The organism is Pseudomonas sp. FW305-70 (genome assembly GCF_058783925.1).
This window is the reverse complement of record NZ_JBYSYZ010000005.1, coordinates 229,345-252,881: the sequence shown is the minus strand read 5'-3', so window position 1 is coordinate 252,881 and position 23,537 is coordinate 229,345. Positions and strand designations below refer to the sequence as shown.

Sequence of the window (23,537 nt, the reverse complement as noted above, 5' to 3'; positions counted from 1 at the left end):
GGCGGTGTGTCAGTCAAAAATCAGTCGACTGACACACCGCCTTCGCGAGCAAGCCCGCTCCCACAGGGGGAATTGCGGTGTGGCGGCTTACTCGATGAAGGTCACGACACCATCTGCCAGCGACTTCACGCGGGCCAACGACTCTACGCGATAACCCTGTGAATCCAGCTCCGCACGACCGCCCTGAAACGACTTCTCGATCACGATGCCCAGGCCCGCCACGGTCGCGCCGGCCTGTTTGATGATCGAAATCAGCGCCTGGGACGCCTTACCGTTGGCCAAAAAGTCATCGATGATCAGCACGCGGTCGCTGCTGGTCAGGTGGCGCGGGGAGATCGCCACGGTGCTTTCGGTTTGCTTGGTGAACGAGTACACGGTCGCCGACAGCAGGTTTTCGGTCAGGGTCAAGGACTGGTGCTTGCGGGCGAAAATCACCGGCACACCGAGGTTCAGGCCGGTCATGATCGCCGGGGCGATGCCCGAGGCTTCGATGGTGACGATCTTGGTGATGCCCGAGTCCTTGAACAGCGTGGCGAATTCGTCGCCGATCAGCTTCATCAGGGCCGGGTCGATCTGGTGGTTCAGAAAGGCGTCGACCTTCAGGACCTGGTCGGAAAGCACAATGCCTTGTTCGCGAATTTTCTGGTGCAGGGCTTCCATGAAGCTGTCCTCTTTTGGCGCCTGTGCGCCGAAGGTCATATAAAAGTTGTCAATTCTAGCGCTTTAACATCGCGCGTATATCTGCCAATGCATTGTTGCCCCGCACGGCTTTGACTTCGGTCGGTGTGTCGTCGTTGCCTTCCCAGGCCAGATCGTCCGGTGGCAACTCATCGAGGAAGCGGCTCGGCGCGCAATCGATGATCTCGCCGTACTGCTTGCGCTTGGCCGCGAAGGTGAAGGCCAGGGTCTGGCGCGCGCGGGTAATGCCCACGTAGGCCAGGCGACGTTCTTCTTCGATGGTGTCGGCTTCGATGCTGGAGCGGTGCGGGAGGATTTCCTCCTCCATGCCCATGATGAACACGTAGGGGAACTCCAGGCCCTTGGACGCATGCAGGGTCATCATCTGCACGCCTTCGGCGCCGTCTTCCTCTTCCTGCTGACGCTCGAGCATGTCACGCAGGACGAGTTTGCCGATGGCGTCCTCGACGGTCATTTCGCCTTCTTCGTCTTTCTCCAGAGTGTTCTTCAGCGCCTCGATCAGGAACCAGACGTTACCCATACGGTAATCGGCGGCCTTGTCGCTGGAGCTGTTGGTGCGCAGCCAGTTCTCGTAGTCGATGTCCATGACCATGCTGCGCAGGGCGGAGATCGGGTCTTCGCCGGCGCACTGCTCGCGAACCCTGTCCATGAAGCGCTTGAAGCGCGACAGGCGATCGGTGAAGCGGCTGTCCAGATGCTCGCCCAGGCCGATTTCGTCGGTGGCGGCGTACATCGAGATCTTGCGCTCGGTGGCATAGTTGCCGAGCTTCTCCAGCGTGGTCGAGCCGATCTCGCGACGCGGCACGTTGATCACCCGCAAGAAGGCGTTGTCGTCATCCGGGTTCACGATCAGACGGAAGTAGGCCATCAGGTCTTTCACTTCCTGACGGCCGAAAAAGCTGTTGCCGCCGGACAGGCGATACGGCACCTGGTGGTGCTGCAATTTCAGCTCGATCAGCTTGGCCTGGTAGTTGCCGCGATACAGGATCGCGAAATCGCTGTACGGACGGTCGGTGCGCAAGTGCAGGCTGAGGATTTCCATGGCCACACGCTCGGCCTCGGCGTCCTCGTTGCGGCAGCGGATCACGCGGATCTCGTCGCCGTGACCCATTTCACTCCACAGCTGCTTTTCGAATTCGTGGGGGTTGTTCGAGATCAGCACGTTGGCGCAGCGCAGGATGCGGCTGGTGGAGCGGTAGTTCTGCTCCAGCATCACCACTTTCAAGGACGGGTAGTCCTCCTTGAGCAACATCAGGTTTTCCGGGCGGGCACCGCGCCAGGCATAGATCGACTGGTCATCGTCGCCCACCACGGTGAACTGGTTGCGCTTGCCGATGAGCATTTTCACCAGCAAATACTGGCTGGCGTTGGTGTCCTGGTATTCGTCCACCAGCAGGTATCGCACCTTGTTCTGCCACTTTTCCAGGATGTCGGCGTGTTCTTCGAACAGCTTCACCGGCAGCAGGATCAGGTCGTCGAAGTCCACTGCGTTGAACGCCTTGAGCGTGCGCTGGTAGTGGGTGTAGACGATGGCGGCGGTCTGCTCCTTGGGATTGCGCGCGTTTTCCAGGGCCTGGGCCGGCAGGATCAGGTCGTTTTTCCAGGCGCCGATCATGTTCTTGATCTCGTCGACACCGTCGTCGCCCGAGTATTCCTTCTGCATGATGTCGGTCATCAGGGCTTTGACGTCGGTCTCGTCGAAGATCGAGAAGCCCGGTTTGTAGCCCAGCCGCACGTGTTCCTTGCGGATGATGTTCAGGCCCAGGTTGTGGAAGGTGCAGACCGTCAGCCCGCGACCTTCACCGGCACGCAGCAGGGTGCCGACCCGTTCCTTCATCTCGCGGGCGGCCTTGTTGGTAAAGGTCATGGCGACGATGTACTGGGCGCGGATGCCGCAGTTCTGGATCAGGTGCGCGATTTTGCGCGTGATCACACTGGTCTTGCCGGAGCCTGCACCGGCGAGCACCAAAAGAGGGCCGCCGACGTAGCTCACGGCTTCTTGCTGCCGGGGATTGAGTCGGGACATAGGTAATTTCAGGAGTCAGTCACGAAATGGGCCGGCATTTTAACAGGCTCAGCGATTTGTGCTGCTCTGTCCGACTTGTGACGTACCGCGCTATCTGTAATTGCCGGTTTTGTTACTTTCACGCAGGATGCGCAACGAATTTGCGGCTAATGTTCGTAATTCCGGATACAAAGGGCTCGTTTTGATAACTGATGTCATTGTCATTGGTCGTCGGGACGGCATAATGCCCGTCGCCTACATCTTTGCAGAGTCTAGGGAGCTAGCTTGTCTACGCCTGTCGAACCCTTGCGTTTGCTGCTACTGGCCGAAGAGCCAGCGTGGGCAGCGTTGTTGCGCGAGTGTCTGGCTCCGATGGGGAGCTCGGCCGTGCTCATCAGCGCGCCGAGTTGGGAGTCGGTCAGCAGCCTGTTCGATGACAACCGCAGCGCGGTGTTATTGACCATCCCGCAACTTCAACCGGCGCCGGGCCGTTGCAGCCTGCCGACGGTGTTGCTGCTCGACCATGAGCCGCTGACCCCGCCCGACGGTGTAAGTGACTGGCTGGTGCGCGATCATCTCGATCCAGGCATGTTGCGCCGCTGCCTGCGCCATGTGCGCGAACGTGGCGTGCTGGAAAACACCCTGCAACGCCTGGCCGAGCAAGATCCGCTCACCGGCATCGCCAATCGCCAGGGCTTTCAGACCCTGTTGACGGCGCGCCTGGCGGAAAACGACGGTCGCGGCCTGGCCCTCGGTCATCTCGACCTCGACAATTTCCGTTACGCCAACGACGCCCTCGGCCATCAGGCCGGTGACCGCCTGATCCTGCAGGTGGTGGCGCGGCTCAAGAGCCAGCTTGAAGCCGGCGATCAACTCGCGCGCCTGGGCAGTGATGAATTCGCGCTGCTGATCGACACCCGTCGCGCACCCCAGCGTGCCGAGTGGATGGCCGAACGCATCAGCGAAGCGCTGGCCGAACCCTATTGGGTCGACGGCGAAAGCTTGTTGATCGGCTCCAGCCTGGGCATTGCCCATGCCCGGGCCCAGACCGGTGCGGACCCGCTGATGTGGCACGCGCACATTGCCATGCAGCAGGCCAAAAGCACGCAAGGCTGCACTTTCCACATTTTCAACGAACGCATCAATCGCAATGCCCGCAGCATCGCCGACCTCGAAACCGAACTACGCCGGGCACTGCGCCGCGATGAGCTGGAGTTGCACTACCAGCCACGGCTGAACCTTGAAGACGGACAGATCGTCGGTCTCGAAGCGTTGGTGCGCTGGCGGCATGCCGAGCGCGGCCTGCTGCCACCGAGTGAATTCGTGCCGCTGGCCGAGCAAAGCGGTCTGATCGTGCCGCTGGGCTACTGGGTGATTTCCCGGGCCTTGCGCGACATGCAGGCGCTGCTTGAGCTGGGTTTGCCGCCGTTGCACATGGCGATCAACCTGTCATTCCGGCAGTTCCAGGACAGCCAGTTGCTGTCGACCCTCAGTCGCCTGATTGCCGAGCGCGGCGTCGAGGCGCAGTGGCTGGAGTTCGAACTGACCGAAACGGCCGTGATGCGCCGCAGCGACCTGGTCAAGCAGACCATGGACGCCCTCGGGCGCCTCGGTGTGCGCTTCTCTCTCGACGACTTTGGCACCGGCTTCTCGTCGTTCGTGCACCTCAACAGCCTGCCGATCACTTTGCTGAAAATCGACAAGAGCTTTGTCGGCGGGATGGAACAGCGTGAGGAAAACCGCAAGCTGGTCCACGCGATGATCAACCTGGCGCACAACCTCAACCTTGAAGTGGTCGCCGAAGGTGTGGAAACACCGGAGCAGCTGGATCTGCTGCGCGGGTTCGAATGCGATCAGGTGCAGGGGTATTTGATCAGCAGGCCATTGCCGCTGGCCGAGCTGGTGGAATATCTGATGTTTGGCTCCAGCCAGCAGACGCCGCTGGAAGTCGTAAGCTGATCACGAGTAATTGTTTGCCACCGAACCCTGTAGGAGCGAGCTTGCTCGCGATGGTCGTCAACGATAACGCTGGTTGGCAGGTGCCCCGCGGCGCTCTCGGGTTTATCGCGAGCGGGCTCGCTCCTACAAGGGATCTCAGTCAGGCTGAGCGACTTCGAAGCGCTGCTCTGACGTCGTTTCGCGCTTGATCATCCGCTTCATCTTCCACTCAAACCCCAACGTCAGGCTCACCGCCGCACACGCCAGCCCCAGCGCCAGGCCCCACCAGACACCCGTTGGCCCCCAGTCCAGGTGGAACGCCATCCACCACGCCGCCGGAGCCCCAATCAGCCAATAGCAACCCAGGCCCACCAGGAACGTGGTCTTGGCATCCTTGAGCCCGCGAATGCAGCCCATGGCGATGGTCTGGGTGCCGTCGAACAGCTCGAACCATGCCGCCACCGCCAGCAGGCTCACGGCGAGGTTGATGACATCGCGGAACGCCGGGTCGTTGTGGTCGAGAAACAAACCGACCAACTGATTCGGCAACAGCCAGAAAACCATGGCGAAACACAGCATCGCCGCCGCCCCGAACGCAATGCCGACCCGCCCGGCCAGCCGCGCATCCAGCAGTTGCCCGGCGCCGTAGTGCTGACCGATGCGCATGGTGATCGCATAGGAAATCCCCGCCGGCACCATGAACGCCACCGATACGATTTGCAGGGCGATCTGGTGTGCACCCAGTTGCGTGCTGCCCATGGTGCCCATGCACAGCGCGGCGAAGGCAAACAGCCCGACTTCCACCGCGTAGGTGCCGCCAATCGGCAAGCCCAGACGCCACAGTTCCTTCAGGTACTGGCGATTCAGCCGCGACAGGCCCTGACGCAGCGGATAGGCCTCATAAGCCGGATGCCGGCGAATGTGCCACGCCAGCGCCAGGGCCATCAGGTTGGCGACAATCGCCGTAACCAGCCCGATGCCCATCAGCCCCAGTTTCGGCAGGCCGAACATGCCGGTAATCAGCGCGTAGTTGAGCAGGAAGTTGGCCACGGTTCCGCCCAGGCTGATAACCATCACCGGTGTCGCACGGCCAATGGCGCTGGTGAACCCGCGCAGGGCCATGAAGCTCAGGTAGCCGGGCAGGGCGAACGGCAGGAAGATCAAAAACTGCCCGGCCATCTGGACATTGCTTTCGGTCTGGCCGAACAGCAGCAGCACCGGTTTGAGGTTCCACAGCAGCAAACCGGCGACCAGCGCCATCAGCCATGCCAGCCACAACCCGGCCTGGGTCAGCCGGGTCGCCCCGAGAATGTCGCCGGCTCCCTGACGGATCGCGACCAGAGTGCCGACGGCAGCAATCACGCCGATGCAGAAAATCGACACGAACGAATAGGTCGCCGCGCCGAGCCCGCCACCGGCCAGTGCCTCGGGACTCAGGCGCGCCATCATCAGGGTGTCGGTGAGGACCATCAGCATGTGCGCCAACTGCGAGGCAATCAGCGGCCCCGCCAGCCGCAGGATGGCCCAGAGTTCAGTACGTGCTGGATGCTGCATGGTCATCACGCTCGATTCTGGAAGTGGACAGGAAAGCGTCGATTCTCGGCGCTCTGCGGCGTTTGCACAAAGGGATAAAAAGGATGGATAGCATGATTCAAACTCATGCAGGATAGTTTCTGCTAGGGTATCCAAAAACCGCTGTAGGAGCTTTCCTGATGTCGCGTCGTCTTCCTCCCTTATATGCCTTGCGCGCATTTGAAGCGGCGGCGCGACACACGTCGTTTACCCGGGCCGCGGAAGAACTGTCGATTACCCAAAGTGCGGTCAGTCGGCACATTCGTACGCTCGAAGAGCATTTTGCCTGCCGCTTGTTTCACCGCAGTGGCCGCAACCTGCAACTGACCGAGTCGGCCCGCTTGCTGTTGCCGGGTATTCGCGAGGGCTTCACCGCCCTGGAACGCGCCTGCAATACCTTGCGCGCCGAAGACGACATCCTGCGCATGAAAGCCCCGTCGACCCTGACCATGCGTTGGTTGCTGGCGCGCCTCAGTCGCTTCCGTCATCTGCAGCCGGGCAACGAAGTGCAGCTGACCAGTGCGTGGATGGACGTCGATTCCGTGGACTTCAACGACGAGCCGTTCGACTGTGCGGTGCTGTTAAGCAACGGACATTTCCCTCCGGACTGGGAGGCGAGTTACCTGTTCCCCGAGGAGTTGATCCCGGTCGGCGCACCCAACCTGCGGGGCGACCAGCCCTGGGATGTCGAGCGTCTGAGTAACACCGAGTTGCTGCACCCGACACCGGACCGCCGCGACTGGCGCAACTGGCTGGAGCGCATGGGCCTGGCCGAACAGGTATCGCTCAAGGGCGGGCAGGTGTTCGACACCCTGGAACTGGGCATGATCGCCGCTGCGCGAGGTTATGGCGTGTCCATGGGCGATCTGCTGATGGTCGCGGAGGACGTGGCTCAGGGCCGCTTGAGCCTGCCGTGGCCGACAGCGGTGGCCAGCGGCTTGTGTTACTACCTCGTGTGGCCGAAAACCCGTCCCGGCGGCGAACGCATGCGCCGGCTCAGCGACTTTCTGCAAAACGAAGTCCGGTCCATGGAGTTGCCGGATGTCGTGCATCTGAGCTGAAACGAGGAAGCCGCAGGAGAGGCTGGCGGCGGTTTTGCGCTCCGGGGTTGACCGCTTTCGTTGAGGTGCGGCTGAATTAGTCTTCGCGAGCAAGCCCGCTCCCACAGGATAAACGACGCCGAACCTGTGGGAGCGGGCTTGCTCGCGAATGGAACGACTCGGTTTCGATACTTACTGCGTGGCCGGCCGATACTGCAACGCCTCCGCCAAATGTTCACGGCTGATCGCGTCAACCTGTTCCAGGTCCGCCAGCGTCCGCGCCACCTTGAGCAAACGGTGCGCCGAACGCAGTGACAGGGTCAGTCGTTCACAGGCGGATTCCAGCCAGTGCTCATCGGCTGTGGATAACTCGCAGTGCCGGCGCAGACCCGGCAGATCGAGAAACGCATTGGCACAACCCTGGCGGTTCTGCTGGCGCTCACGAGCCTCGGCGACAAGCACTGCAGCACTGGCGCTGTTCTCGCCTGGCTTCACTTTGGGATTCAACGCCGTGGCTTCCCGGGCGACAGTCAGATGCAGGTCGATGCGATCGAGCAGCGGCCCCGACAGCTTGTTGCGATAACGCTGCACCATGTCCGGCGTGCAGGAGCAGCGCCCGCTTGGCTCGCCAAGATATCCACAGGGGCACGGATTCATTGCCGCCACCAATTGAAAGCGTGCCGGAAAGCGCACGCGATCTTTCGCCCGCGAGATGACGATATGCCCGGATTCCATTGGCTCCCTCAAGACTTCCAATACTCTGCGCTCAAACTCGGGAAGCTCATCAAGAAACAGGACGCCGTGGTGGGCGAGGGTAATTTCACCCGGCTGCGGTTTCGAGCCGCCACCCACTAAGGCGGGGCCAGAGGCGGAGTGATGGGGCTGGCGAAAGGGGCGCTGTGGCCAGTGACGCAACGGCACACAACTGGTGACCGATTGAATCGCCGCCACTTCCAGCGCCTCGCTCTCGGTCAGCGGCGGCAGCAGCCCCGGCAAGCGACTCGCCAGCAAGGTTTTTCCGGTCCCGGGGGGGCCACTGAGTAACAGGTTGTGGGCGCCTGCAGCCGCAATCAGCAGCGCACGCTTGGCCGCCAGTTGCCCTTGCACTTCATTCAGGTCGGGATAGGGTTTGCTGGCGCAGAGCAGTCCATCGGAAGCGTAAGGCTCGATCGGTGTATGCCCGTTGAAGTGCGCGACGGCCTCCAGCAAATGGTCAACAGCAATCACTTTCAGTCCCGACGCCAGGCACGCTTCCTCAGCGTTCGCCCGTGGCACCATCAGCCAGCGCCCGGCCTTGCGCGCCGCCAACGCCGCCGGCAACACCCCTCGAACTGCCCGCACCGCACCGGACAGGGCCAACTCCCCCAAACACTCCACGTCATCCAGTGTCAGCGTCGGCACCTGCACACTGGCCGAGAGAATCCCCAGGGCAATCGCCAGATCGAAGCGCCCGCCATCCTTGGGCAAATCCGCCGGCGCCAGATTCAGCGTGATTCGCCGCGCCGGAAATTGCAGCCCCGAATTGATGATCGCACTGCGCACCCGGTCCTTGCTTTCCTTCACCGCCGTCTCGGGCAGGCCGACCATGGTCAAGGATGGCAGGCCGTTGGCCAGATGAACTTCTACGGTGACGGCAGGCGCCTCCACGCCGACTTGGGCGCGGCTGTGGACGATGGAGAGGGACATGGTCGTTCCTTGAGTTGAAGAGCACCGCTTCCTGCGGGTTTGTGAAGGGTAGTTGTGTGTTGGCGTTTTCGCGTGACGGCAGGGGGAGGGAAACTATCGCAGGATATTGCCTGCGCTGGAGTGCGGTTTGATCAATGAAGGCTTCGTGGAGTCGAGCAGGTAGTCCTTTTCCTAAAATGTTGAAAGGTCACTGAGAGTCACGCCCTCTTGGTTGCATTTGGCAAGTCAGCTTATACACTCAAGATTAATGCATAACGTTAAGCTTTAAATTATGATCGTTAGCTTTAAGTGTTCTGAGACCGAGTACCTGTTTCGCAACGGTAAGACCCGTATGTGGTCAGCCATTCTGAGCGTCGTGGAACGAAAGCTGACGATGCTTGATGCTGCTGCCGTGTTGATAGACCTTCGATCCCCGCCGGGTAATCGCCTGGAGGCGCTGGAGGGGAATCGAAAAGGTCAGTACAGCATCCGTATCAACGCTCAATGGCGAATTTGCTTCATTTGGGGTCCTAACGGACCAGAGAATGTCGAAATCGTCGATTATCACTGAGGTGAGTAATGACTAAGAATGGTATGCGCCCGGTTCACCCTGGCGAGATCCTCAAAGAGGAATACCTGGAGCCTCTGAGCCTTACGGCTGCCGCTCTGGCAAGAGCGTTGAATGTGTCGACACCTACGGTGAACGACATCGTGCTCCAGCGTCGGGGTGTCAGTGCTGATATGGCTCTAAGGTTATCTATCTGTCTGGACACTACCCCGGAATTTTGGCTGAACCTGCAATCAACCTACGATTTGCGTAAAGCCGAGATTGAACGAGGGGCTGCGATTCGGGATCAGGTTGAGCGGCTTGCACACTGTGCCTGATTGTTGTCTCGGATTTTCTGAACCCCACGCCAAAAGCGTGGGGTTTTTTTTTATTCAAAATGCGTGAAGCATCTTCGCGGCTCTTTTCCACCAAGGCGCACTGATAGCAGGCTTTGAAGTCCCCTGATCAGGCAGCATCTGCGGCACATCCTGCAACCGAATCCATGGCTGGTTATTCCAGTGCAGCAGGCTCAACGACATTTTTGGCCAGTTGAGCAGGCTCAGTTGTGGGTGTTCGGTTGTGGTGGGGTGTTGGGCGTCTCGCAGGGCCGGGACGACTTCGTGGGTGAGCCATTCACGCAAGGCTCGGTATTCGGGGCAGTAGTGGTAGACGAGCATGGCGTAAACACCGGATTCGCTGATCAGCAGGGTGTTTTCGATGTGACCGTGGATGAGGGTTTTAGTTGTTTGGTGTTGGTCGGGATCGAGTTTTCGGAGTTGGCGGTCGTTGAGATGGATGCGTAGTAGTCGGCCGAGGTCGCGGGCGCTGAACCAGGGTTGGTTTTGCAGGAGGAGGGCGTGGAGGTGGAGTTTGTGGCGGGTGAAGATGTGGGGGATTAGGTAGTTATCGTCCATAGAGCAGTATCCAAGTTCGCTTGATAGATAACTGCCATTTATCGTCGCCAAACAATAAGGGTGGCAGCTGCATGCGGGTTGGCGAACCGGCCAAGCGAATACCGGCAGACCCTAAGGTCTCCCACACACAGCCGCCATAATTCAAATCGGGAGAGAACACCCGATATTGGATGATTGCAGTGTATTGCTTGGTTCCAGGTCGCCAAACCCAGTGCTGAATGTTCAGCCGGGATGAGCTTAGGAACCGGGGCTTAGCGACGCAATCGGACGGCGGTGTGATGTTTGTAGGACGTTGCCGGGATTTTTGCGGGGCTTGGGATCAGAAGATCGCAGCCTTCGGCAGCTCCTACAGGGGGCTGTGTTTCAAAGCGGGTTACTCGGTTGGCGGATTCAGCTTCGCTTCCATCTCCGCGACCTTCGTTTCAAGAGCCTCCAGCCGCGCCCGCGTGCGTGCCAGTACAACCATCTGGCTATCGAACTCTTCCCGGCTCACCAGATCCAGCTTGCTGAAGCCGCTCTGCAGCAACATTTTGAACTGGCTTTCGATTTCGGCTTTCGGCAGAGGCGTGTCACCGCTGAAGAGGCGGGAGGCGGTGCCGGTCAGGGCGTCGAGGAAGTCTTTTGGCGCGAGCATGGGCAATGTCCTGGAAACAATGGCGGGCAGTGTATCACGCAGTGTCTATAGTCATTTGCGCGGGCAAAGGGTGCACGGTTTTCGCGCATCGGGACGGGCGGCGTCGCACCGTTGTTGTGCGTAACGTGCCGGGTGTTGTCGCGAAGTATCCACCATCCGCCGGTAAAGGCTTGAAAACAGTCGGTTTTGTGGAGATGGCAAGCTTTCTGCTTAGATGCTGGTGACCCATGCACTGATGCAGTCGCTGTGACGAATGCAGTGCGCCAGGCGAATCACGGGGAGTGCTTCGCAAGGAGCGGTTAGCTGGCGTCGGACGGGCAGGTAAGGCCGACGATGCGTTACAAAGCCAGGCACTGCGCTTAGACTTGAGACGGGTTTGTTTTCCTGGGGCAAGTCCACCAATTCGGGAGAGAGTTTTCATGAAGCTAGTCACTGCCATCATCAAGCCGTTCAAGCTGGACGACGTACGCGAGTCGCTGTCCGAGATCGGCGTGCAGGGCATTACCGTCACTGAAGTCAAAGGCTTTGGTCGGCAGAAGGGTCACACCGAGCTGTATCGCGGCGCGGAATACGTGGTCGATTTCCTGCCCAAGGTGAAGATCGATGTCGCCATCGACGACAAGGATCTGGACCGGGTAATCGAGGCCATCACCAAGGCTGCCAACACCGGCAAGATCGGTGACGGCAAGATCTTCGTGGTCAATCTGGAACAGGCGATTCGCATCCGTACCGGCGAAACCGATACCGACGCTATCTAAGCCGCCACAAACCCAACGCCCCAGGAGAAAACAATATGACTCTGCGTAAATTCGCAGGGCTAGGAGCCCTGTTGTCCATCGTAATGCCCAGCCTTGCTTTGGCGGCAGACGAAGTGGCGGCCCCGGTCCTCAACTCTGGCGACACTGCCTGGATGTTGACCTCTACAGCCTTGGTGCTGTTCATGACCATTCCCGGCCTCGCGCTGTTCTACGGCGGCATGGTCCGGTCGAAAAACATTCTTTCCGTGATGATGCAGTGCTTCGCCATTACCGGTCTGATCAGCGTCCTGTGGGTCATTTATGGCTACAGCATCGCGTTCGACACCACCGGCATGGAGCAGGGCGTCGTCAACTTCAACTCGTTCTTCGGTGGCATGGGCAAGGCATTCCTTGCCGGTGTCACGCCATCCAGTCTGACCGGTCCTGCGGCGCTGTTCCCTGAAGCGGTGTTCATCACCTTCCAGATGACCTTCGCCATCATCACGCCGGCGCTGATCGTCGGTGCCTTCGCCGAGCGGATGAAGTTCTCCGCGATGCTTGTGTTCATGGGCATCTGGTTCACCCTGGTTTACGCGCCGATTGCGCACATGGTCTGGTCCGGTAACGGCGGCCTGATGTGGGACTGGGGCGTTCTGGACTTCGCCGGCGGCACCGTGGTGCACATCAACGCCGGTGTGGCCGGTCTGGTTGCCTGCCTGGTGCTGGGCAAGCGCAAAGGCTTCCCGACCACGCCGATGGCACCGCACAACCTCGGTTATACCCTGATGGGCGCGGCCATGCTGTGGGTCGGCTGGTTCGGTTTCAACGCCGGTTCCGCCGCTGCGGCCAACGGTACCGCCGGTATGGCGATGCTGGTGACGCAAATCGCGACTGCCGCTGCTGCGCTGGGCTGGATGTTTGCCGAGTGGGTCACCCATGGCAAACCTAGCGCACTGGGCATCGCTTCGGGCGTGGTTGCTGGCCTGGTGGCAATTACCCCGGCTGCCGGCACTGTTGGCCCGATGGGCGCGCTGGTCATCGGTCTGGCGGCTGGCGTGGTGTGCTTCTTCTGCGCCACCACCCTGAAACGCAAGCTCGGCTATGACGATTCCCTGGACGCCTTCGGTGTACACGGTATTGGCGGTATCCTCGGCGCAATCCTGACCGGTGTGTTCGCAGCTCCCTCCCTGGGTGGCTTCGGCACCGTGACCGACATCGCCGCGCAAGTGTGGATTCAGTGCAAAGGCGTAGGTTTCACGGTGATCTACACCGCGATCGCCACGTACATCATCCTCAAGGTACTGGATGCCGTCATGGGTCTGCGCATCAATGAAGAAGAAGAGGCGGTCGGCATCGATCTGGCGCTTCACAACGAACGCGGCTACAACTTGTAAGCACGCGCATAAAAAACTTGCCCGGCTTGCCGGGCATTTTTTTGTCTGAAATTTGTCATTGAGGGGTGAGCTGAAAGGTTTTTTCCTACAGGTTTCAGGATGTTTAGGTCGGGTGTTTTTGTACGGTCGAAGGCTTACATGATTGAAGGAATATTAGGGCCTTTGTTTTTTCCCAGAGCGCGCTAGAATGCGCCCCGAACGTGCGGAGAACTGTATGTGGCAACAGACTCTGATTACCTTGCGGGCGAGGCCCCGGGGCTTTCACCTGGTAACGGACGAGTTACTCGCCGGCCTGCCTGAACTCAAGGCGTGTCGGGTCGGTCTGTTGCATTTGTGGCTGCAGCATACCTCGGCGTCGTTGACCATCAACGAGAACGCCGATCCGGCGGTACGTCGCGACTTCGAACGGTTTTTCAATCGTCTGATCCCACAAGGAGCAGACGGCTATGAGCATAACGACGAAGGCCAGGACGACCTCCCGGCGCACTTCAAGGCCAGCGTGCTTGGCTGTCAGCTCTGTTTGCCGATTTCGGCAGGCCGGCTGGCGTTGGGAACCTGGCAAGGCGTTTACCTGGGCGAGCACCGCGACCATGGCGGTGCCCGCAAAGTCCTCGCCACCGTGCACGGTGAAGAGGCATAACCGCTGGTCAGCAGCGGCTGTTGATTTTTTTCCGGCAGCCTTCGACAGAGGGCAAAGCTGGGCTATAACTAATCTGCTTTTCGCAAGTCATGAGGTAGAACATGAGCGACGATGATCTGGAAAACGACGACCTCGAAGTAGGCGACGACGACGAAACCGAAGAAGGTCTGGAAGCAGCGGCGGAAGACGTCGCTGAAGACGACGGCGGTGATGCGCCGGTTCCGGCCGCCAAAGGCAAGGCCAAGGCAGCGGTATCGGTCGATGAGCTGCCGAGTGTCGAAGCCAAGAACAAGGAACGCGACGCCCTGGCCAAGGCCATGGAAGAGTTCCTGGCCCGTGGTGGCAAGGTGCAGGAAGTGGAGGCCAATGTGGTCGCCGATCCTCCCAAGAAGCCGGATAACAAGTACGGCAGCCGGCCTATCTGAGGCCTGCTACCCGCTTGCTGAAAAAGCCCGCCGTCGCTGCGGGCTTTTTCATGCCTGAAGCAAAGCTTTCGGGTTGAACACAATCTACTGTGGGAGCGGGCTTGCTCGCGAAGGCGTCCTGTCAGCCAACATCAATGTCGACTGGTACACCGCATTCGCGAGCAAGCCCGCTCCCACAGTGTCAGGCCGAAGCCTTGTTCCACCGCGCCAACAACGCTGGTAACTCGGTCAGGCTGCCAATCTGCGCATCCGGCAACCGTTCCGCTTCCCAGACCTTGCCCGCCGGGTTGAACCAGATCGCCCGCATCCCCGCTTGTTGCGCACCGGCAATGTCATCGCCCGGATGATCGCCAATATGCACCGCCGTATCAGCCGTCGCGCCACCGCGTTGCAGGGCTTCATGGAACAGTCGCGCATCAGGTTTGGCGATGCCGATGTCTTCGGCGCACAACGCAAACTTGAAGTAGTCCGCCAGCCCCAGCCGACGCACATCGGCGTTGCCATTGGTGACCACGCCGAGGGCGTAATGGTTGGCCAGCAACTCCAGAGTCGGTTGCACCTCCGGAAATATTTCCAGCTGATGCCGGGCATGCAGAAACACTTCGAAACTTTGATCGGCCAGGTCCGACGCCTCGGCATGGGGATATCCGGCTTCTTCCAGGGCCTGGAACAACACGCGCCGACGCAAGGCGCTAATGCGGTGCTTGAGGTTCGGCTCGATGCTCAGGATGCGTTCGCGTATGGCCCACAAATGTTCCACCGGCACCGCCCCCAGGTTGGGCGCATGTTCGGTCAGCCATGCACGCAATATGGCTTCGGCGCTGACGATGACGGGTGCGGTGTCCCACAGGGTGTCGTCGAGGTCGAAGGTGATCAACTGAATGCTCATGAATCGTCGCCCTTAATGCGTTTGGCCCTTGGGTGGGCGCTGTCGTAGACCGTGGCCAGGTGCTGGAAGTCCAGGTGGGTGTAGATCTGTGTGGTCTTGATGTCCGAGTGCCCGAGCAGTTCCTGCACCGCGCGCAGGTCCTGGGAGGATTCCAGCAGATGGCTGGCGAAGGAGTGCCGCAGCATGTGCGGATGCAGATTCTGTCCCAGTTCGCGCTCGCCGGCAGCCTTGACCCGCACCTGGATCGCCCGTGGGCCGAGACGTCGCCCCTGTTGGCTGACGAACACCGCATCGTCCGCCGGGTTGGCCATGGCCCGCAGTGGCAGCCACTGCTCCAGCGCTTCGCGGGCTTTTTTTCCTACCGGCAGCAGGCGGGTCTTGCTGCCTTTGCCGAGCACCTGGACCATGCCGTCGGCGAGGTCGAGTTGATCGAGATTGAGTCCTGTCAGCTCCGACAGCCGCAGCCCGGAAGAGTAGAACAACTCCAGAATCGCCTGGTCCCGACGTGCCAGAAAGTCATCCTCCACACCACCTTCCAGCAGTTGCAGGGCGCGGTCGGTGTCGAGGGTTTTCGGCAGGCGGCGTTCACCTTTCGGCGGCGCCAGACCATTGGCCGGATCGTGGTCGCACAGGCCTTCGCGATTGAGGTAGTGATAGAGCCCGCGAACGGCCGACAACAATCGCGCCAGGCTGCGGGATGATTGCCCTTGGGCGTGCAGGCGGGCAATCAGGCTGCGCAGGCGCTGGATGTCCAGCGCCGCCCAACTGCCGATGTTCTGTTTGACGCACCAGCCCAGCACTTTATCGAGGTCGCGGCGGTAGGCCGACAGCGTGTGCGGCGACACCTGCCGCTCACTGCGCAGGTGTTCGCAGTAAGCGTCCAGTTGTCGTTCCATGTTCAGCGTACCGAGCGCAGGGAATTGTTGACCCGTGGCAGCACGCGACCCATGACTTCAGCGATGTAGCTCAGGAACAAGGTGCCCACCGAGCTTTTGTAGTGCTGCGGATCACGGCTGGCGATGGCCAGGATGCCGTGGATGCCCTGGTGGCTGATGGCGACGACCGCGGTGGAGCCGATCTGCTTGCGCTGTTCTTCGCCGAACAGGAAGTCCAGTTCATGCTCGCGCAGGCTGCCGCTGACGCTTTTGTCTTCCGAGAGCAAACCGCCGATGGCCACTTGCGCTTCGGCGTGAGTGACCCAGCGGCCCACCGGCATGGCGTTTTCGCCGAGCAGGATGAGGCTGACGAAGGGCACCTGAAACTCCTGGCGCAGGCTGTCTTCGACGCACATCACCACGTCTTCCAGGCTGGCGGCGTCCATCAGCGCGAGGATCAGGCGACGGGTCTTTTCGAACAACCGGTCGTTGTCCCGGGCCACGTCCATCAAATGCGACAGGCGATGACGCAGTTCAATGTTGCGGTCGCGCAGAATGGTCATCTGACGCTCCACCAGCGACACGGTATCGCCGCGTCGATGGGGAATACGCAGGGACGGGAGCAGCTCTTCGTGCTCGACGAAGAAGTCCGGATGAGCCTCCAGGTACGCGGCAACAGCCGCCGCCTCCAGGCTTTCGGACGGTGATTCGTCAGCTTGTCGTGCGGGTACCTGAGGCTTGTCTGTCATGGATTTCGCTCACTCAAAGACGCACTTGTCCTTCGTATACGCGCACTGCCGGGCCGGTCATCATCACCGGTTGGCCAGGGCCTGCCCATTCGATGGACAAGCGCCCGCCAGGCAGGTCGATCAATAGCGGCGAATCCATCCACCCCTGGCTGATCGCGGCCACTGCGGCGGCACAGGCGCCGGTTCCGCAAGCCTGGGTTTCCCCGGCTCCACGTTCCCAGACGCGCAACTGCGCGCGGCTCCGGTCGATGACCTGGAGAAAACCGACATTGACCCGTGCCGGGAAGCGCGGGTGATGTTCGATTTTCGGCCCCAGCTCATGCACCGGCGCGTTGTTGATATCGCTGACCCGCAGCACGGCATGGGGGTTGCCCATGGACACGGCGGCCAGGTCGACCGGGGTGCCGTCGACGTCGACCTGATAACTCTTGGCCTGCTCCGGTGCCTGGAACGGAATATCCGCCGGCACCAGGCGCGGGGCGCCCATGTTCACGCTGATCTGGCCGTCGTTACGCACGTCCAGTTCGATGATGCCGCTTTTGGTCTCGACCCGAATCAGCCGCTTTGCGGTCAGGCGCTTGTCGAGCACGAAACGGGCGAAGCAGCGCGCACCGTTGCCGCACTGTTCCACTTCGGAGCCGTCGGCGTTGAAGATCCGGTAGCGGAAATCCACGTCCGGATTGCTCGGTGCCTCGACGATCAGCAACTGGTCGAAACCGATGCCGGTGTGCCGGTCGCCCCATTGCTTGGCATGCTTGGGCAGGATGTGCGCGTGCTGGCTGACCAGGTCGAGGACCATGAAGTCATTGCCCAGGCCGTGCATCTTGGTAAAACGCAGCAGCATGGTTTTACTCCGGCAGCAGGCTTTCGCCAGCAAACAACTCGGCTACCGTTTCACGGCGACGCACTTCAAATGCCTGATCACCGTCCACCAACACTTCAGCGGAACGGCCGCGGGTGTTGTAGTTGGAACTCATGACAAACCCGTAGGCACCGGCCGAATGCACGGCCAGCAGGTCGCCTTCTTCCAGGGCCAGCTGACGATCCTTGGCCAGGAAGTCGCCGGTCTCGCAGATCGGGCCGACGATGTCGTAGGCGCGGGCCGCCGATTGACGCGGGCGCACGGCCGTGACGTCCATCCAGGCCTGGTACAGCGCCGGGCGGATCAGGTCGTTCATGGCGGCGTCGACGATGGCGAAGTCTTTGTGCTCGGTGTGCTTGAGGTATTCGACCTGGGTCAGCAATACACCGGCGTTGGCGACGATGAAGCGGCCCGGCTCGAACACCAGCGCCAGGTCGCGACCATCGAGGCGTTCACGCACGGCCTTGATGTAGTCGGCAGCCAGTGGCGGCTCCTCGTCCTTGTAGCGCACGCCCAGGCCACCACCGAGATCGATGTGGCGCAGGTAGATGCCGCAATCGCCAAGGCGGTCGACCAGGCCCAGCAGGCGGTCGAGAGCGTCGATGAACGGCGGCAGGGTGGTCAGTTGCGAGCCGATGTGGCAATCGACGCCGACCACTTCCAGGTTCGGCAGTTGCGCGGCACGCACGTACACGTCTTCGGCGTCGGCGATGGCGATGCCGAACTTGTTCTCTTTGAGACCGGTGGAAATGTACGGGTGGGTGCCGGCATCGACGTCCGGGTTGACGCGCAACGAAATCGGCGCGCGAACGCCCAGTTCGGCAGCGACCACTTGCAGGCGTTCGAGCTCGTCGGTGGATTCGACGTTGAAGCAGTGCACGCCGACTTCCAGGGCGCGACGCATGTCGTCACGGGTCTTGCCGACGCCGGAGAACACGATCTTGTCGGCGCTGCCGCCAGCGGCCAGTACACGCTCCAGTTCACCACGGGAGACGATGTCGAAACCGGCGCCCAGACGCGCCAGGACATTCAGGACGCCCAGGTTGGAGTTGGCCTTGACTGCGAAGCACACCAGGTGCGGCGTGCCAGTCAGCGCATCGGCATAAGCCAGGTACTGGGCTTCGATGTGTGCACGGGAGTAAACGTAGGTCGGTGTACCAAAGCGCTCGGCGATGGCAGACAGGGCAACACCTTCCGCGAACAGTTCACCGTCACGGTAGTTAAAAGCGTCCATGAGGTTCCCTTATTATTGGTAGACGTCGTGCTTGTGTGCTTTGGAGGCAGGCTGCTGCTGCGACGACTTGGCCTGCTCGACAGGGTCCTGGTCTTCATCGGGCAGGTACAGCGGGCCTTTTTGACCGCAGGCCGACACAAGGCAGGCAACCGCGAGGAGCGCAGCAAGGGAAGAGATCAGGCGCTTCATGGCGAAATCCTTGAAAATGCATTAATTGCGCCGGAGTATACCGGCCACCCGGCAGCTTGCCTATGCAACGGACCGCCCGTCCGGCGGGGGTTGGGCCGATGTCCGTAACATAAGTGCAATCCATTGTGGGAGCGGGCTTGCTCGCGAAAGCGCTGCATCAGTCAATGCGGATGTCGACTGACACACCGCATTCGCGAGCAAGCCCGCTCCCACAGGTACAGCACTTGACCTATTGATATCGGCCCGCGGTCGTTATTCTTTGCATTCAGCAGGGCTCGGTCGTATCTTGCGGCGCTTGAGCCTGATCAGACACTTTTTGAGGTTGCCGTAATGAGTTTGTCCGAAGCGCGTTTCCACGACCTGGTCGATGCCACCCAGCAAACCCTGGAGGACATCTTTGACGACAGCGACCTGGATATCGACCTCGAAAGCTCGGCCGGTGTGCTGACCGTCAAGTTCGAGAACGGCAGCCAGTTGATCTTCAGTCGCCAGGAGCCGCTGCGTCAGCTGTGGCTGGCGGCGGTGTCCGGTGGTTTCCACTTCGACTACGACGAAGAAAGCGAGCGCTGGATGTGCGACAAGAGTGAAGAGCAGTTGGGTGAAATGCTCGAGCGTATCGTCAAGCAGCAGGCCGGTGTCGAGCTCGATTTCGAAGGCCTGTGAGATCGTGACCCAGCCTGCGTCTGTCCGCCCACCGAAGCCGCTCTACAGCAATGTCAGCCCGGCGGTGCCGTCGCCGTGCAGCGGAGTGTGTCGGCTGGACGAGCAGAAAGTCTGCCTGGGCTGCTTCCGCCATGTCGAAGACATCCGCGAATGGCGCTCGGCGGACGATGATCGCCGCCGTGTCATTTGCGCCCAGGCTGCTCACCGCAAATCCTTGGCATAAAGGCTTTTGTGGCGAGGGAGCTTGCTCCCGTTCGGTTGCGAAGCAACCGCAAGCTTTTAGGGCCGCTTCGCGCCCCAGCGGGAGCAAGCTCCCTCGCCACAATGGACCGCGCGGGAGCTGGATCGCCCAGCTTGTATATTTTTTGAGCTGTGATAGTGTCCGGTAACGCCTCAACCCACCGAGGCTTGTGAAAACCCCGCCTTTTTCTGGCGGGGTTTTGCTTTTTTCGTGCAGAAGAAAGGAGTCTGCCCAAATCATGACCGCACCTTCCATCACCCTTACCCGTCTGGACGTCCAGCGTCTGGAGCGCCTGATCGACAGCCTGGACGACACGCTGCCGGGCGTTATTGCGCTGCAAACCGAACTGGATCGCGCCGATACCGTGGTCGGCCACGATGAAGTGCCGGCGGATGTCGTGACCATGAATTCCCGTGTGCATTGCCGGGAAGAAGGCAGTGGCAAGGACTACCACCTGACCCTGGTGTACCCCAAGGATGCGAATGCCGACGAAGGCAAGGTCTCGATCCTGGCGCCGGTGGGCAGCGCGCTGCTCGGCCTGAAGGTTGGCCAGCATATCGATTGGCCGGCTCCGGGCGGCAAGACCCTGAAGCTGACGTTGCTGGAAGTCGAATCGCAGCCGGCCAATGGCGGTGCGTTCCCGGAGTGACATCCCCTCAGACCTGATCGAGCGCCTCGTTCAATGCCTGCTCCAGGTCTGCTTTGTAACGCAGGTACAAATGGGTGGAACTCTGCCCTTCGCCGAGCAGGCCTGACAGGTCGAGGTCGGTGATGTAGCAGCGGTAGCGTTCGGTTTCCCGGCGCTGCCCGACGATTTCCCGGGCGACCACGCTGAACAGCTGGTCGCCATGCTCCAGTTCGGAAAACTCCCGTTGATTGCAATACAACGTCACCTGCACCTGACCCGGTGCAGCTTTGCCGACGATCGCCTGCACGTCGTAAAACGGTTTGTTCACTGGCGTCTGTGGCGCCGGCCGGGCTTCAATGCGACGCGCCCGGCCAGGGCCTGACGGTAACAGTTGGCAATACAGGGTGTCGAGGTTCAAGGGGTGGGCAGCGTCCATCGGCAACAGGGTATCGCGACGGTACTGGATCGATTGCAGGAAGCGCTGCAGCGGCACCAGCAGGCTTTGCTCGTCGTGCCAGGGCAGGCGTTGCTGCCACAGGGCATTGAACTCATCGAGCACGTACAGATCAGCCTGATCTTCGTTGACCCGATAGAACACTTGGATGCAGTCCGGCTGGCCCGTTGGCAGGAACAGCGCAAGGTCGTGCTCTTCCAGTGCGTTTGGATCCAGGTGAAGCGGGCTGTAGCTCGCCATTTCTTCACCCAGGTAGTCGATCAACGCGGGCAGGGTGGCCAGTGCGATGTGCTGGACCTGTCCCGGCACCAGCTCCAGTACGTGGTAGTGCTGCTGGACCTGGATCAGGTAGCGATGATTGAGCCGGCTCAGCAGCAGGTTCTGCGCGGTGTCGAGGATGTCTTCCACCCGTTGGGCGATGAACTGCGCGCGGTTATGGCAGAAACAGCGCACCCTCAGCTTCGGCTGTTGCGGCCCGGCGGGCAGGTTGTTGAGGTAATCGCGAATGCAGTCGAGCAGGGCGTGGGGGCCGTCGTAGCGAGCCACCAGCACTTCGTTCCAGCTATTGAGCGTGACCTGGTCCAGCGTCAGCACCAGGTTTTCCCGAACCCCGGCGTAGCTCAGGGAGTCGGTGCGCTCAGTGGTCATCAGGATGTTCAGGTCGCGATGGTGCTTGAGCGGATCGATACCGACATTCACCAGAATCAGCACTTCACTCGGCACGCTGGCGCGCAACAAAGGTTCTTCGGCGACGGTGGGCAAGGGCAGGGCGATAGTCTGTTGCAGGCTGCCGAGCAGGTTGAACAGCTCGAACTCGCTCAAGTCGCTGGTACCAGGGTGCAGGGCCAGGCGGGTACTGCTGTCGATTACGCCATTGCGGTGGCACCAGGTCAGCAGCTCGAGCAAGTGACGGCTGCGTTTGATCGGCGCGAAATGTTCCCACTCCAGCGCCGTCAGGCTGCCGTTGTACAAACCCCACTGGCTTTGCCCCGGTTCTTTCCTGTTCGGCGCGTGCACCAGCGTCAGGGTGTCTTCGGCCAGGTCCGGGGCGATACCGGGGTTGATGAATTCGACTTTGCCGGCCTTGCGCTCGAACGCGGCGTATAGCCGACGCCCGAGCACGCTCAGGTCGCGCTTGTTGATGCGGCTGACCGTTTGCTCCTGTCGGGCAAACTGGGTGAGGAATCGGTAGCTGTAGTTCAGTTCATTGACCAGCGCCCGCCGCTCGGAGCCGACCTGGCGGACTTTCCACTGGCTGCGGCTATCGAGCAGGGCCAGTTGGCGCTGGTCCCAGCGCCATTCATGGGCTAGGCGCTCGAGCAAAGAGCGTTGCCAGCTCTGGGTGCGGCTGCTGCCGGTCAGTTTGCGATTGACCTTCAGGTACAGCGCGCGACGCACCAGTTCCAGCCGTTCCGGTTCGTTGCGGGCGATCAGGTATTCCTCGATGCGCCGGTACACCACGACGTACGGGTCCAGCTCGTCGAGGTCGAGCCGGTTGGCGAACACCGCTTGCTTGAAGCGCAGGCTCAGGCAATGGACCCTGGGGTGTTCGCTGGCATATACCTCGGTCAGCAGCAGTTTGAGTACCGACTTGTAGGGCGACTCGATGCCCTTGAACAGCTGCCAGAGCCCGGCGCCGATAAATTCGCCGGGCGGGATAAAGGCCAGGTTGCCGAGGTCGAGGGTTTCATCGGCGCGGATAAAGCGCTTGGAAATCAAGGTATGGGTGTAGCGGTCGTAGCTCGATTCTTCGTAGACCGGCACCAGCCACCAGATCGGCGTACGCCCGGCCAGCCAGATCGCGGTGCGGTAAAACTCGTCCAGCAACAGGTAGTGCTGGGTGGTGCCGCAATCCTCCGAACTCAGCTGGGTATCGCGCTCGCCACGGACGAAACGGGTCGGTTCGATCAGGAAAAAGTGCGCTTCGGCGCCCTGGCTAGCGGCCCAGGCTTCCAGCAGCTGGCATTTTTTGCGCAGTTCGGCGAGTTCGTTCTCGGTCAGGTCCGGCCCATGGCAGACCCACACATCCATGTCGCTCTGGTCGGCTTGGGCCAGGGTGCCGAGGCTGCCCATCAGGAACAGTCCGTGAATCGGCCTCGGCGGATTGCTGCCGTGGCGAGGCTTGTAGGAAAACGAGCGGGTCAGGCGCTGGGCTTCTGCGAGGACATTGGCGTCCGGTTCGAAATTCGACAGCCCCGCCGGCGTACTACCGGAAACGTAGCCGGGCAGTAGCGGATGATTAACGTGGAAAAACAGCGGCAGCAAGGTCAGGACCCCTTGCTGGCGGGTCGACAAGCCTTCCATGGCGCGAGCCATGCGCCCTTCGTTAAGTTTCAGAAAACGTGCGCGCAGCTGGCTGAGAACCTTGCGGTCGATTCCCTCGTCCAGATCGGGGCGGATTTCATGGGTGCGCGTCATGTCAGCTCAAACCGGCTCGCAGGGCTCGGACGTGGGGCTCTTCGGATGAGGGGCAGTTTAGCGCCTTGAGGCGAGGACTTTTAAGCTGATTTGTTTTTCTGGCGTCAGATTTTTATCGGTGGAGA

Annotated in this window: 24 protein-coding genes; 11 read left to right on the top strand and 13 right to left on the bottom strand. The window is 60.9% G+C overall.

All coding sequences use genetic code 11. The features are described from left to right. Window positions 1-87: 87 nt before the first annotated feature. Both AC3WN7_RS06590 and rep read right to left on the bottom strand, forming a co-directional pair. Window positions 88-660, bottom strand: coding sequence for a xanthine phosphoribosyltransferase (locus AC3WN7_RS06590; protein WP_007975145.1), 573 nt, complete (start codon window positions 658-660; stop codon window positions 88-90). A 55-nt stretch (window positions 661-715) separates the two neighbouring features. After that, the gene (rep, locus tag AC3WN7_RS06585) at window positions 716-2,725 is read right to left on the bottom strand and encodes a DNA helicase Rep (protein ID WP_007975144.1); all 2,010 of its coding nucleotides are present in this window, start codon (window positions 2,723-2,725) and stop codon (window positions 716-718) included. A 264-nt stretch (window positions 2,726-2,989) separates the two neighbouring features. On the opposite strand from rep, the gene AC3WN7_RS06580 reads away from it, so the two are divergent. Next, entirely contained in the window at window positions 2,990-4,663 is a 1,674-nt protein-coding gene (locus tag AC3WN7_RS06580; RefSeq protein WP_102673529.1) for a putative bifunctional diguanylate cyclase/phosphodiesterase, read from the top strand. 135 nt (window positions 4,664-4,798) lie between these two features. Here AC3WN7_RS06580 and AC3WN7_RS06575 read toward each other — a convergent pair whose 3' ends face one another. Next, on the bottom strand, window positions 4,799-6,196 hold the full coding sequence (locus tag AC3WN7_RS06575) for a NorM family multidrug efflux MATE transporter (RefSeq protein WP_095964442.1): 1,398 nt from the start codon (window positions 6,194-6,196) through the stop codon (window positions 4,799-4,801). 158 nt (window positions 6,197-6,354) lie between these two features. Here AC3WN7_RS06575 and AC3WN7_RS06570 point away from each other — a divergent pair, with 158 nt between their 5' ends. After that, on the top strand, window positions 6,355-7,275 hold the full coding sequence (locus AC3WN7_RS06570) for a LysR substrate-binding domain-containing protein (RefSeq protein WP_015097348.1): 921 nt from the start codon (window positions 6,355-6,357) through the stop codon (window positions 7,273-7,275). Window positions 7,276-7,446: 171 nt separating this feature from the next. Here the strand turns inward: AC3WN7_RS06570 and AC3WN7_RS06565 are convergent, their stop codons facing one another. After that, window positions 7,447-8,940 carry a YifB family Mg chelatase-like AAA ATPase gene (locus AC3WN7_RS06565; protein WP_102673528.1) on the bottom strand — a complete coding sequence of 498 codons (1,494 nt, stop codon included), beginning with the start codon at window positions 8,938-8,940 and terminating at the stop codon, window positions 7,447-7,449. Window positions 8,941-9,211: 271 nt separating this feature from the next. Here AC3WN7_RS06565 and AC3WN7_RS06560 point away from each other — a divergent pair, with 271 nt between their 5' ends. Then, window positions 9,212-9,490, top strand: a complete 279-nt coding sequence (locus AC3WN7_RS06560; RefSeq protein ID WP_007980828.1) for a type II toxin-antitoxin system RelE/ParE family toxin — start codon at window positions 9,212-9,214, stop codon at window positions 9,488-9,490. Between the two features lie 8 nt (window positions 9,491-9,498). Continuing rightward, window positions 9,499-9,804 (top strand): HigA family addiction module antitoxin, encoded by a 306-nt coding sequence (locus tag AC3WN7_RS06555; protein WP_007980826.1) that lies wholly within the window; start codon window positions 9,499-9,501, stop codon window positions 9,802-9,804. A gap of 54 nt (window positions 9,805-9,858) precedes the next feature. Here AC3WN7_RS06555 and AC3WN7_RS06550 read toward each other — a convergent pair whose 3' ends face one another. Beyond that, window positions 9,859-10,380 (bottom strand): BRO-N domain-containing protein, encoded by a 522-nt coding sequence (locus AC3WN7_RS06550; protein WP_102673527.1) that lies wholly within the window; start codon window positions 10,378-10,380, stop codon window positions 9,859-9,861. A 373-nt stretch (window positions 10,381-10,753) separates the two neighbouring features. Further along, on the bottom strand, window positions 10,754-11,014 hold the full coding sequence (locus AC3WN7_RS06545) for an accessory factor UbiK family protein (protein ID WP_007980822.1): 261 nt from the start codon (window positions 11,012-11,014) through the stop codon (window positions 10,754-10,756). Between the two features lie 419 nt (window positions 11,015-11,433). On the opposite strand from AC3WN7_RS06545, the gene glnK reads away from it, so the two are divergent. The 4 genes from glnK to sutA all read left to right on the top strand — a co-directional run bounded on the left by glnK (window position 11,434) and on the right by sutA (window position 14,210). Then, window positions 11,434-11,772: a P-II family nitrogen regulator gene (gene glnK / locus AC3WN7_RS06540; RefSeq protein WP_002555808.1), complete on the top strand. Its 339-nt coding sequence runs from the start codon at window positions 11,434-11,436 to the stop codon at window positions 11,770-11,772. 35 nt (window positions 11,773-11,807) lie between these two features. Next, window positions 11,808-13,145 (top strand): ammonium transporter, encoded by a 1,338-nt coding sequence (locus AC3WN7_RS06535; protein WP_015097345.1) that lies wholly within the window; start codon window positions 11,808-11,810, stop codon window positions 13,143-13,145. Between the two features lie 214 nt (window positions 13,146-13,359). Next, window positions 13,360-13,785 carry a secondary thiamine-phosphate synthase enzyme YjbQ gene (locus tag AC3WN7_RS06530; RefSeq protein ID WP_015097344.1) on the top strand — a complete coding sequence of 142 codons (426 nt, stop codon included), beginning with the start codon at window positions 13,360-13,362 and terminating at the stop codon, window positions 13,783-13,785. Between the two features lie 101 nt (window positions 13,786-13,886). Then, complete coding sequence (sutA, locus tag AC3WN7_RS06525) at window positions 13,887-14,210, top strand: dormancy-specific transcriptional regulator SutA (RefSeq protein WP_007989490.1); 324 nt, start codon at window positions 13,887-13,889, stop codon at window positions 14,208-14,210. Window positions 14,211-14,391: 181 nt separating this feature from the next. Here the strand turns inward: sutA and AC3WN7_RS06520 are convergent, their stop codons facing one another. Genes AC3WN7_RS06520 through lptM form a run of 6 tightly spaced genes read right to left on the bottom strand, consistent with a single transcriptional unit; the run spans window position 14,392 to window position 19,008 of the window. Further along, window positions 14,392-15,099 (bottom strand): HAD family hydrolase, encoded by a 708-nt coding sequence (locus AC3WN7_RS06520; RefSeq protein WP_095964314.1) that lies wholly within the window; start codon window positions 15,097-15,099, stop codon window positions 14,392-14,394. Beyond that, a complete protein-coding gene (gene xerC, locus AC3WN7_RS06515; RefSeq protein ID WP_015097341.1) occupies window positions 15,096-15,995 on the bottom strand; it encodes a tyrosine recombinase XerC in 900 nt (299 codons plus the stop codon). The genes AC3WN7_RS06520 and xerC overlap by 4 nt, the downstream gene beginning before the upstream one ends. A gap of 2 nt (window positions 15,996-15,997) precedes the next feature. Further along, on the bottom strand, window positions 15,998-16,723 hold the full coding sequence (locus AC3WN7_RS06510; protein ID WP_102673526.1) for a DUF484 family protein: 726 nt from the start codon (window positions 16,721-16,723) through the stop codon (window positions 15,998-16,000). Window positions 16,724-16,736: 13 nt separating this feature from the next. Beyond that, a complete protein-coding gene (gene dapF / locus AC3WN7_RS06505) occupies window positions 16,737-17,567 on the bottom strand; it encodes a diaminopimelate epimerase (protein ID WP_095964313.1) in 831 nt (276 codons plus the stop codon). Between the two features lie 4 nt (window positions 17,568-17,571). Then, window positions 17,572-18,819, bottom strand: a complete 1,248-nt coding sequence (gene lysA, locus AC3WN7_RS06500; RefSeq protein ID WP_095964312.1) for a diaminopimelate decarboxylase — start codon at window positions 18,817-18,819, stop codon at window positions 17,572-17,574. 12 nt (window positions 18,820-18,831) lie between these two features. Continuing rightward, window positions 18,832-19,008, bottom strand: coding sequence for an LPS translocon maturation chaperone LptM (lptM, locus tag AC3WN7_RS06495; RefSeq protein ID WP_007980804.1), 177 nt, complete (start codon window positions 19,006-19,008; stop codon window positions 18,832-18,834). A gap of 330 nt (window positions 19,009-19,338) precedes the next feature. On the opposite strand from lptM, the gene cyaY reads away from it, so the two are divergent. From cyaY to rnk, 3 genes are all read left to right on the top strand, one after another. Continuing rightward, window positions 19,339-19,671 carry an iron donor protein CyaY gene (gene cyaY / locus AC3WN7_RS06490; RefSeq protein ID WP_102673525.1) on the top strand — a complete coding sequence of 111 codons (333 nt, stop codon included), beginning with the start codon at window positions 19,339-19,341 and terminating at the stop codon, window positions 19,669-19,671. A 4-nt stretch (window positions 19,672-19,675) separates the two neighbouring features. Then, a complete protein-coding gene (locus AC3WN7_RS06485) occupies window positions 19,676-19,894 on the top strand; it encodes a DUF1289 domain-containing protein (protein ID WP_095964311.1) in 219 nt (72 codons plus the stop codon). A gap of 256 nt (window positions 19,895-20,150) precedes the next feature. Further along, a complete protein-coding gene (gene rnk, locus AC3WN7_RS06480; protein ID WP_007980800.1) occupies window positions 20,151-20,561 on the top strand; it encodes a nucleoside diphosphate kinase regulator in 411 nt (136 codons plus the stop codon). Between the two features lie 7 nt (window positions 20,562-20,568). Here rnk and AC3WN7_RS06475 read toward each other — a convergent pair whose 3' ends face one another. Then, window positions 20,569-23,412, bottom strand: a complete 2,844-nt coding sequence (locus AC3WN7_RS06475) for a class I adenylate cyclase (protein ID WP_102673523.1) — start codon at window positions 23,410-23,412, stop codon at window positions 20,569-20,571. Window positions 23,413-23,537: the final 125 nt, after the last annotated feature.

Coding starts and splice junctions, on each gene's coding strand:
- AC3WN7_RS06590 (WP_007975145.1), bottom strand. CDS start 660: ATGGAAGCCCTGCACCAGAAAATTCGCGAACAAGGCATTGTGCTTTCC.
- rep (WP_007975144.1), bottom strand. CDS start 2,725: ATGTCCCGACTCAATCCCCGGCAGCAAGAAGCCGTGAGCTACGTCGGC.
- AC3WN7_RS06575 (WP_095964442.1), bottom strand. CDS start 6,196: ATGCAGCATCCAGCACGTACTGAACTCTGGGCCATCCTGCGGCTGGCG.
- AC3WN7_RS06570 (WP_015097348.1), top strand. CDS start 6,355: ATGTCGCGTCGTCTTCCTCCCTTATATGCCTTGCGCGCATTTGAAGCG.
- AC3WN7_RS06565 (WP_102673528.1), bottom strand. CDS start 8,940: ATGTCCCTCTCCATCGTCCACAGCCGCGCCCAAGTCGGCGTGGAGGCG.
- AC3WN7_RS06560 (WP_007980828.1), top strand. CDS start 9,212: ATGATCGTTAGCTTTAAGTGTTCTGAGACCGAGTACCTGTTTCGCAAC.
- AC3WN7_RS06555 (WP_007980826.1), top strand. CDS start 9,499: ATGACTAAGAATGGTATGCGCCCGGTTCACCCTGGCGAGATCCTCAAA.
- AC3WN7_RS06550 (WP_102673527.1), bottom strand. CDS start 10,380: ATGGACGATAACTACCTAATCCCCCACATCTTCACCCGCCACAAACTC.
- AC3WN7_RS06545 (WP_007980822.1), bottom strand. CDS start 11,014: ATGCTCGCGCCAAAAGACTTCCTCGACGCCCTGACCGGCACCGCCTCC.
- glnK (WP_002555808.1), top strand. CDS start 11,434: ATGAAGCTAGTCACTGCCATCATCAAGCCGTTCAAGCTGGACGACGTA.
- AC3WN7_RS06535 (WP_015097345.1), top strand. CDS start 11,808: ATGACTCTGCGTAAATTCGCAGGGCTAGGAGCCCTGTTGTCCATCGTA.
- AC3WN7_RS06530 (WP_015097344.1), top strand. CDS start 13,360: ATGTGGCAACAGACTCTGATTACCTTGCGGGCGAGGCCCCGGGGCTTT.
- sutA (WP_007989490.1), top strand. CDS start 13,887: ATGAGCGACGATGATCTGGAAAACGACGACCTCGAAGTAGGCGACGAC.
- AC3WN7_RS06520 (WP_095964314.1), bottom strand. CDS start 15,099: ATGAGCATTCAGTTGATCACCTTCGACCTCGACGACACCCTGTGGGAC.
- xerC (WP_015097341.1), bottom strand. CDS start 15,995: ATGGAACGACAACTGGACGCTTACTGCGAACACCTGCGCAGTGAGCGG.
- AC3WN7_RS06510 (WP_102673526.1), bottom strand. CDS start 16,723: ATGACAGACAAGCCTCAGGTACCCGCACGACAAGCTGACGAATCACCG.
- dapF (WP_095964313.1), bottom strand. CDS start 17,567: ATGCTGCTGCGTTTTACCAAGATGCACGGCCTGGGCAATGACTTCATG.
- lysA (WP_095964312.1), bottom strand. CDS start 18,819: ATGGACGCTTTTAACTACCGTGACGGTGAACTGTTCGCGGAAGGTGTT.
- lptM (WP_007980804.1), bottom strand. CDS start 19,008: ATGAAGCGCCTGATCTCTTCCCTTGCTGCGCTCCTCGCGGTTGCCTGC.
- cyaY (WP_102673525.1), top strand. CDS start 19,339: ATGAGTTTGTCCGAAGCGCGTTTCCACGACCTGGTCGATGCCACCCAG.
- rnk (WP_007980800.1), top strand. CDS start 20,151: ATGACCGCACCTTCCATCACCCTTACCCGTCTGGACGTCCAGCGTCTG.
- AC3WN7_RS06475 (WP_102673523.1), bottom strand. CDS start 23,412: ATGACGCGCACCCATGAAATCCGCCCCGATCTGGACGAGGGAATCGAC.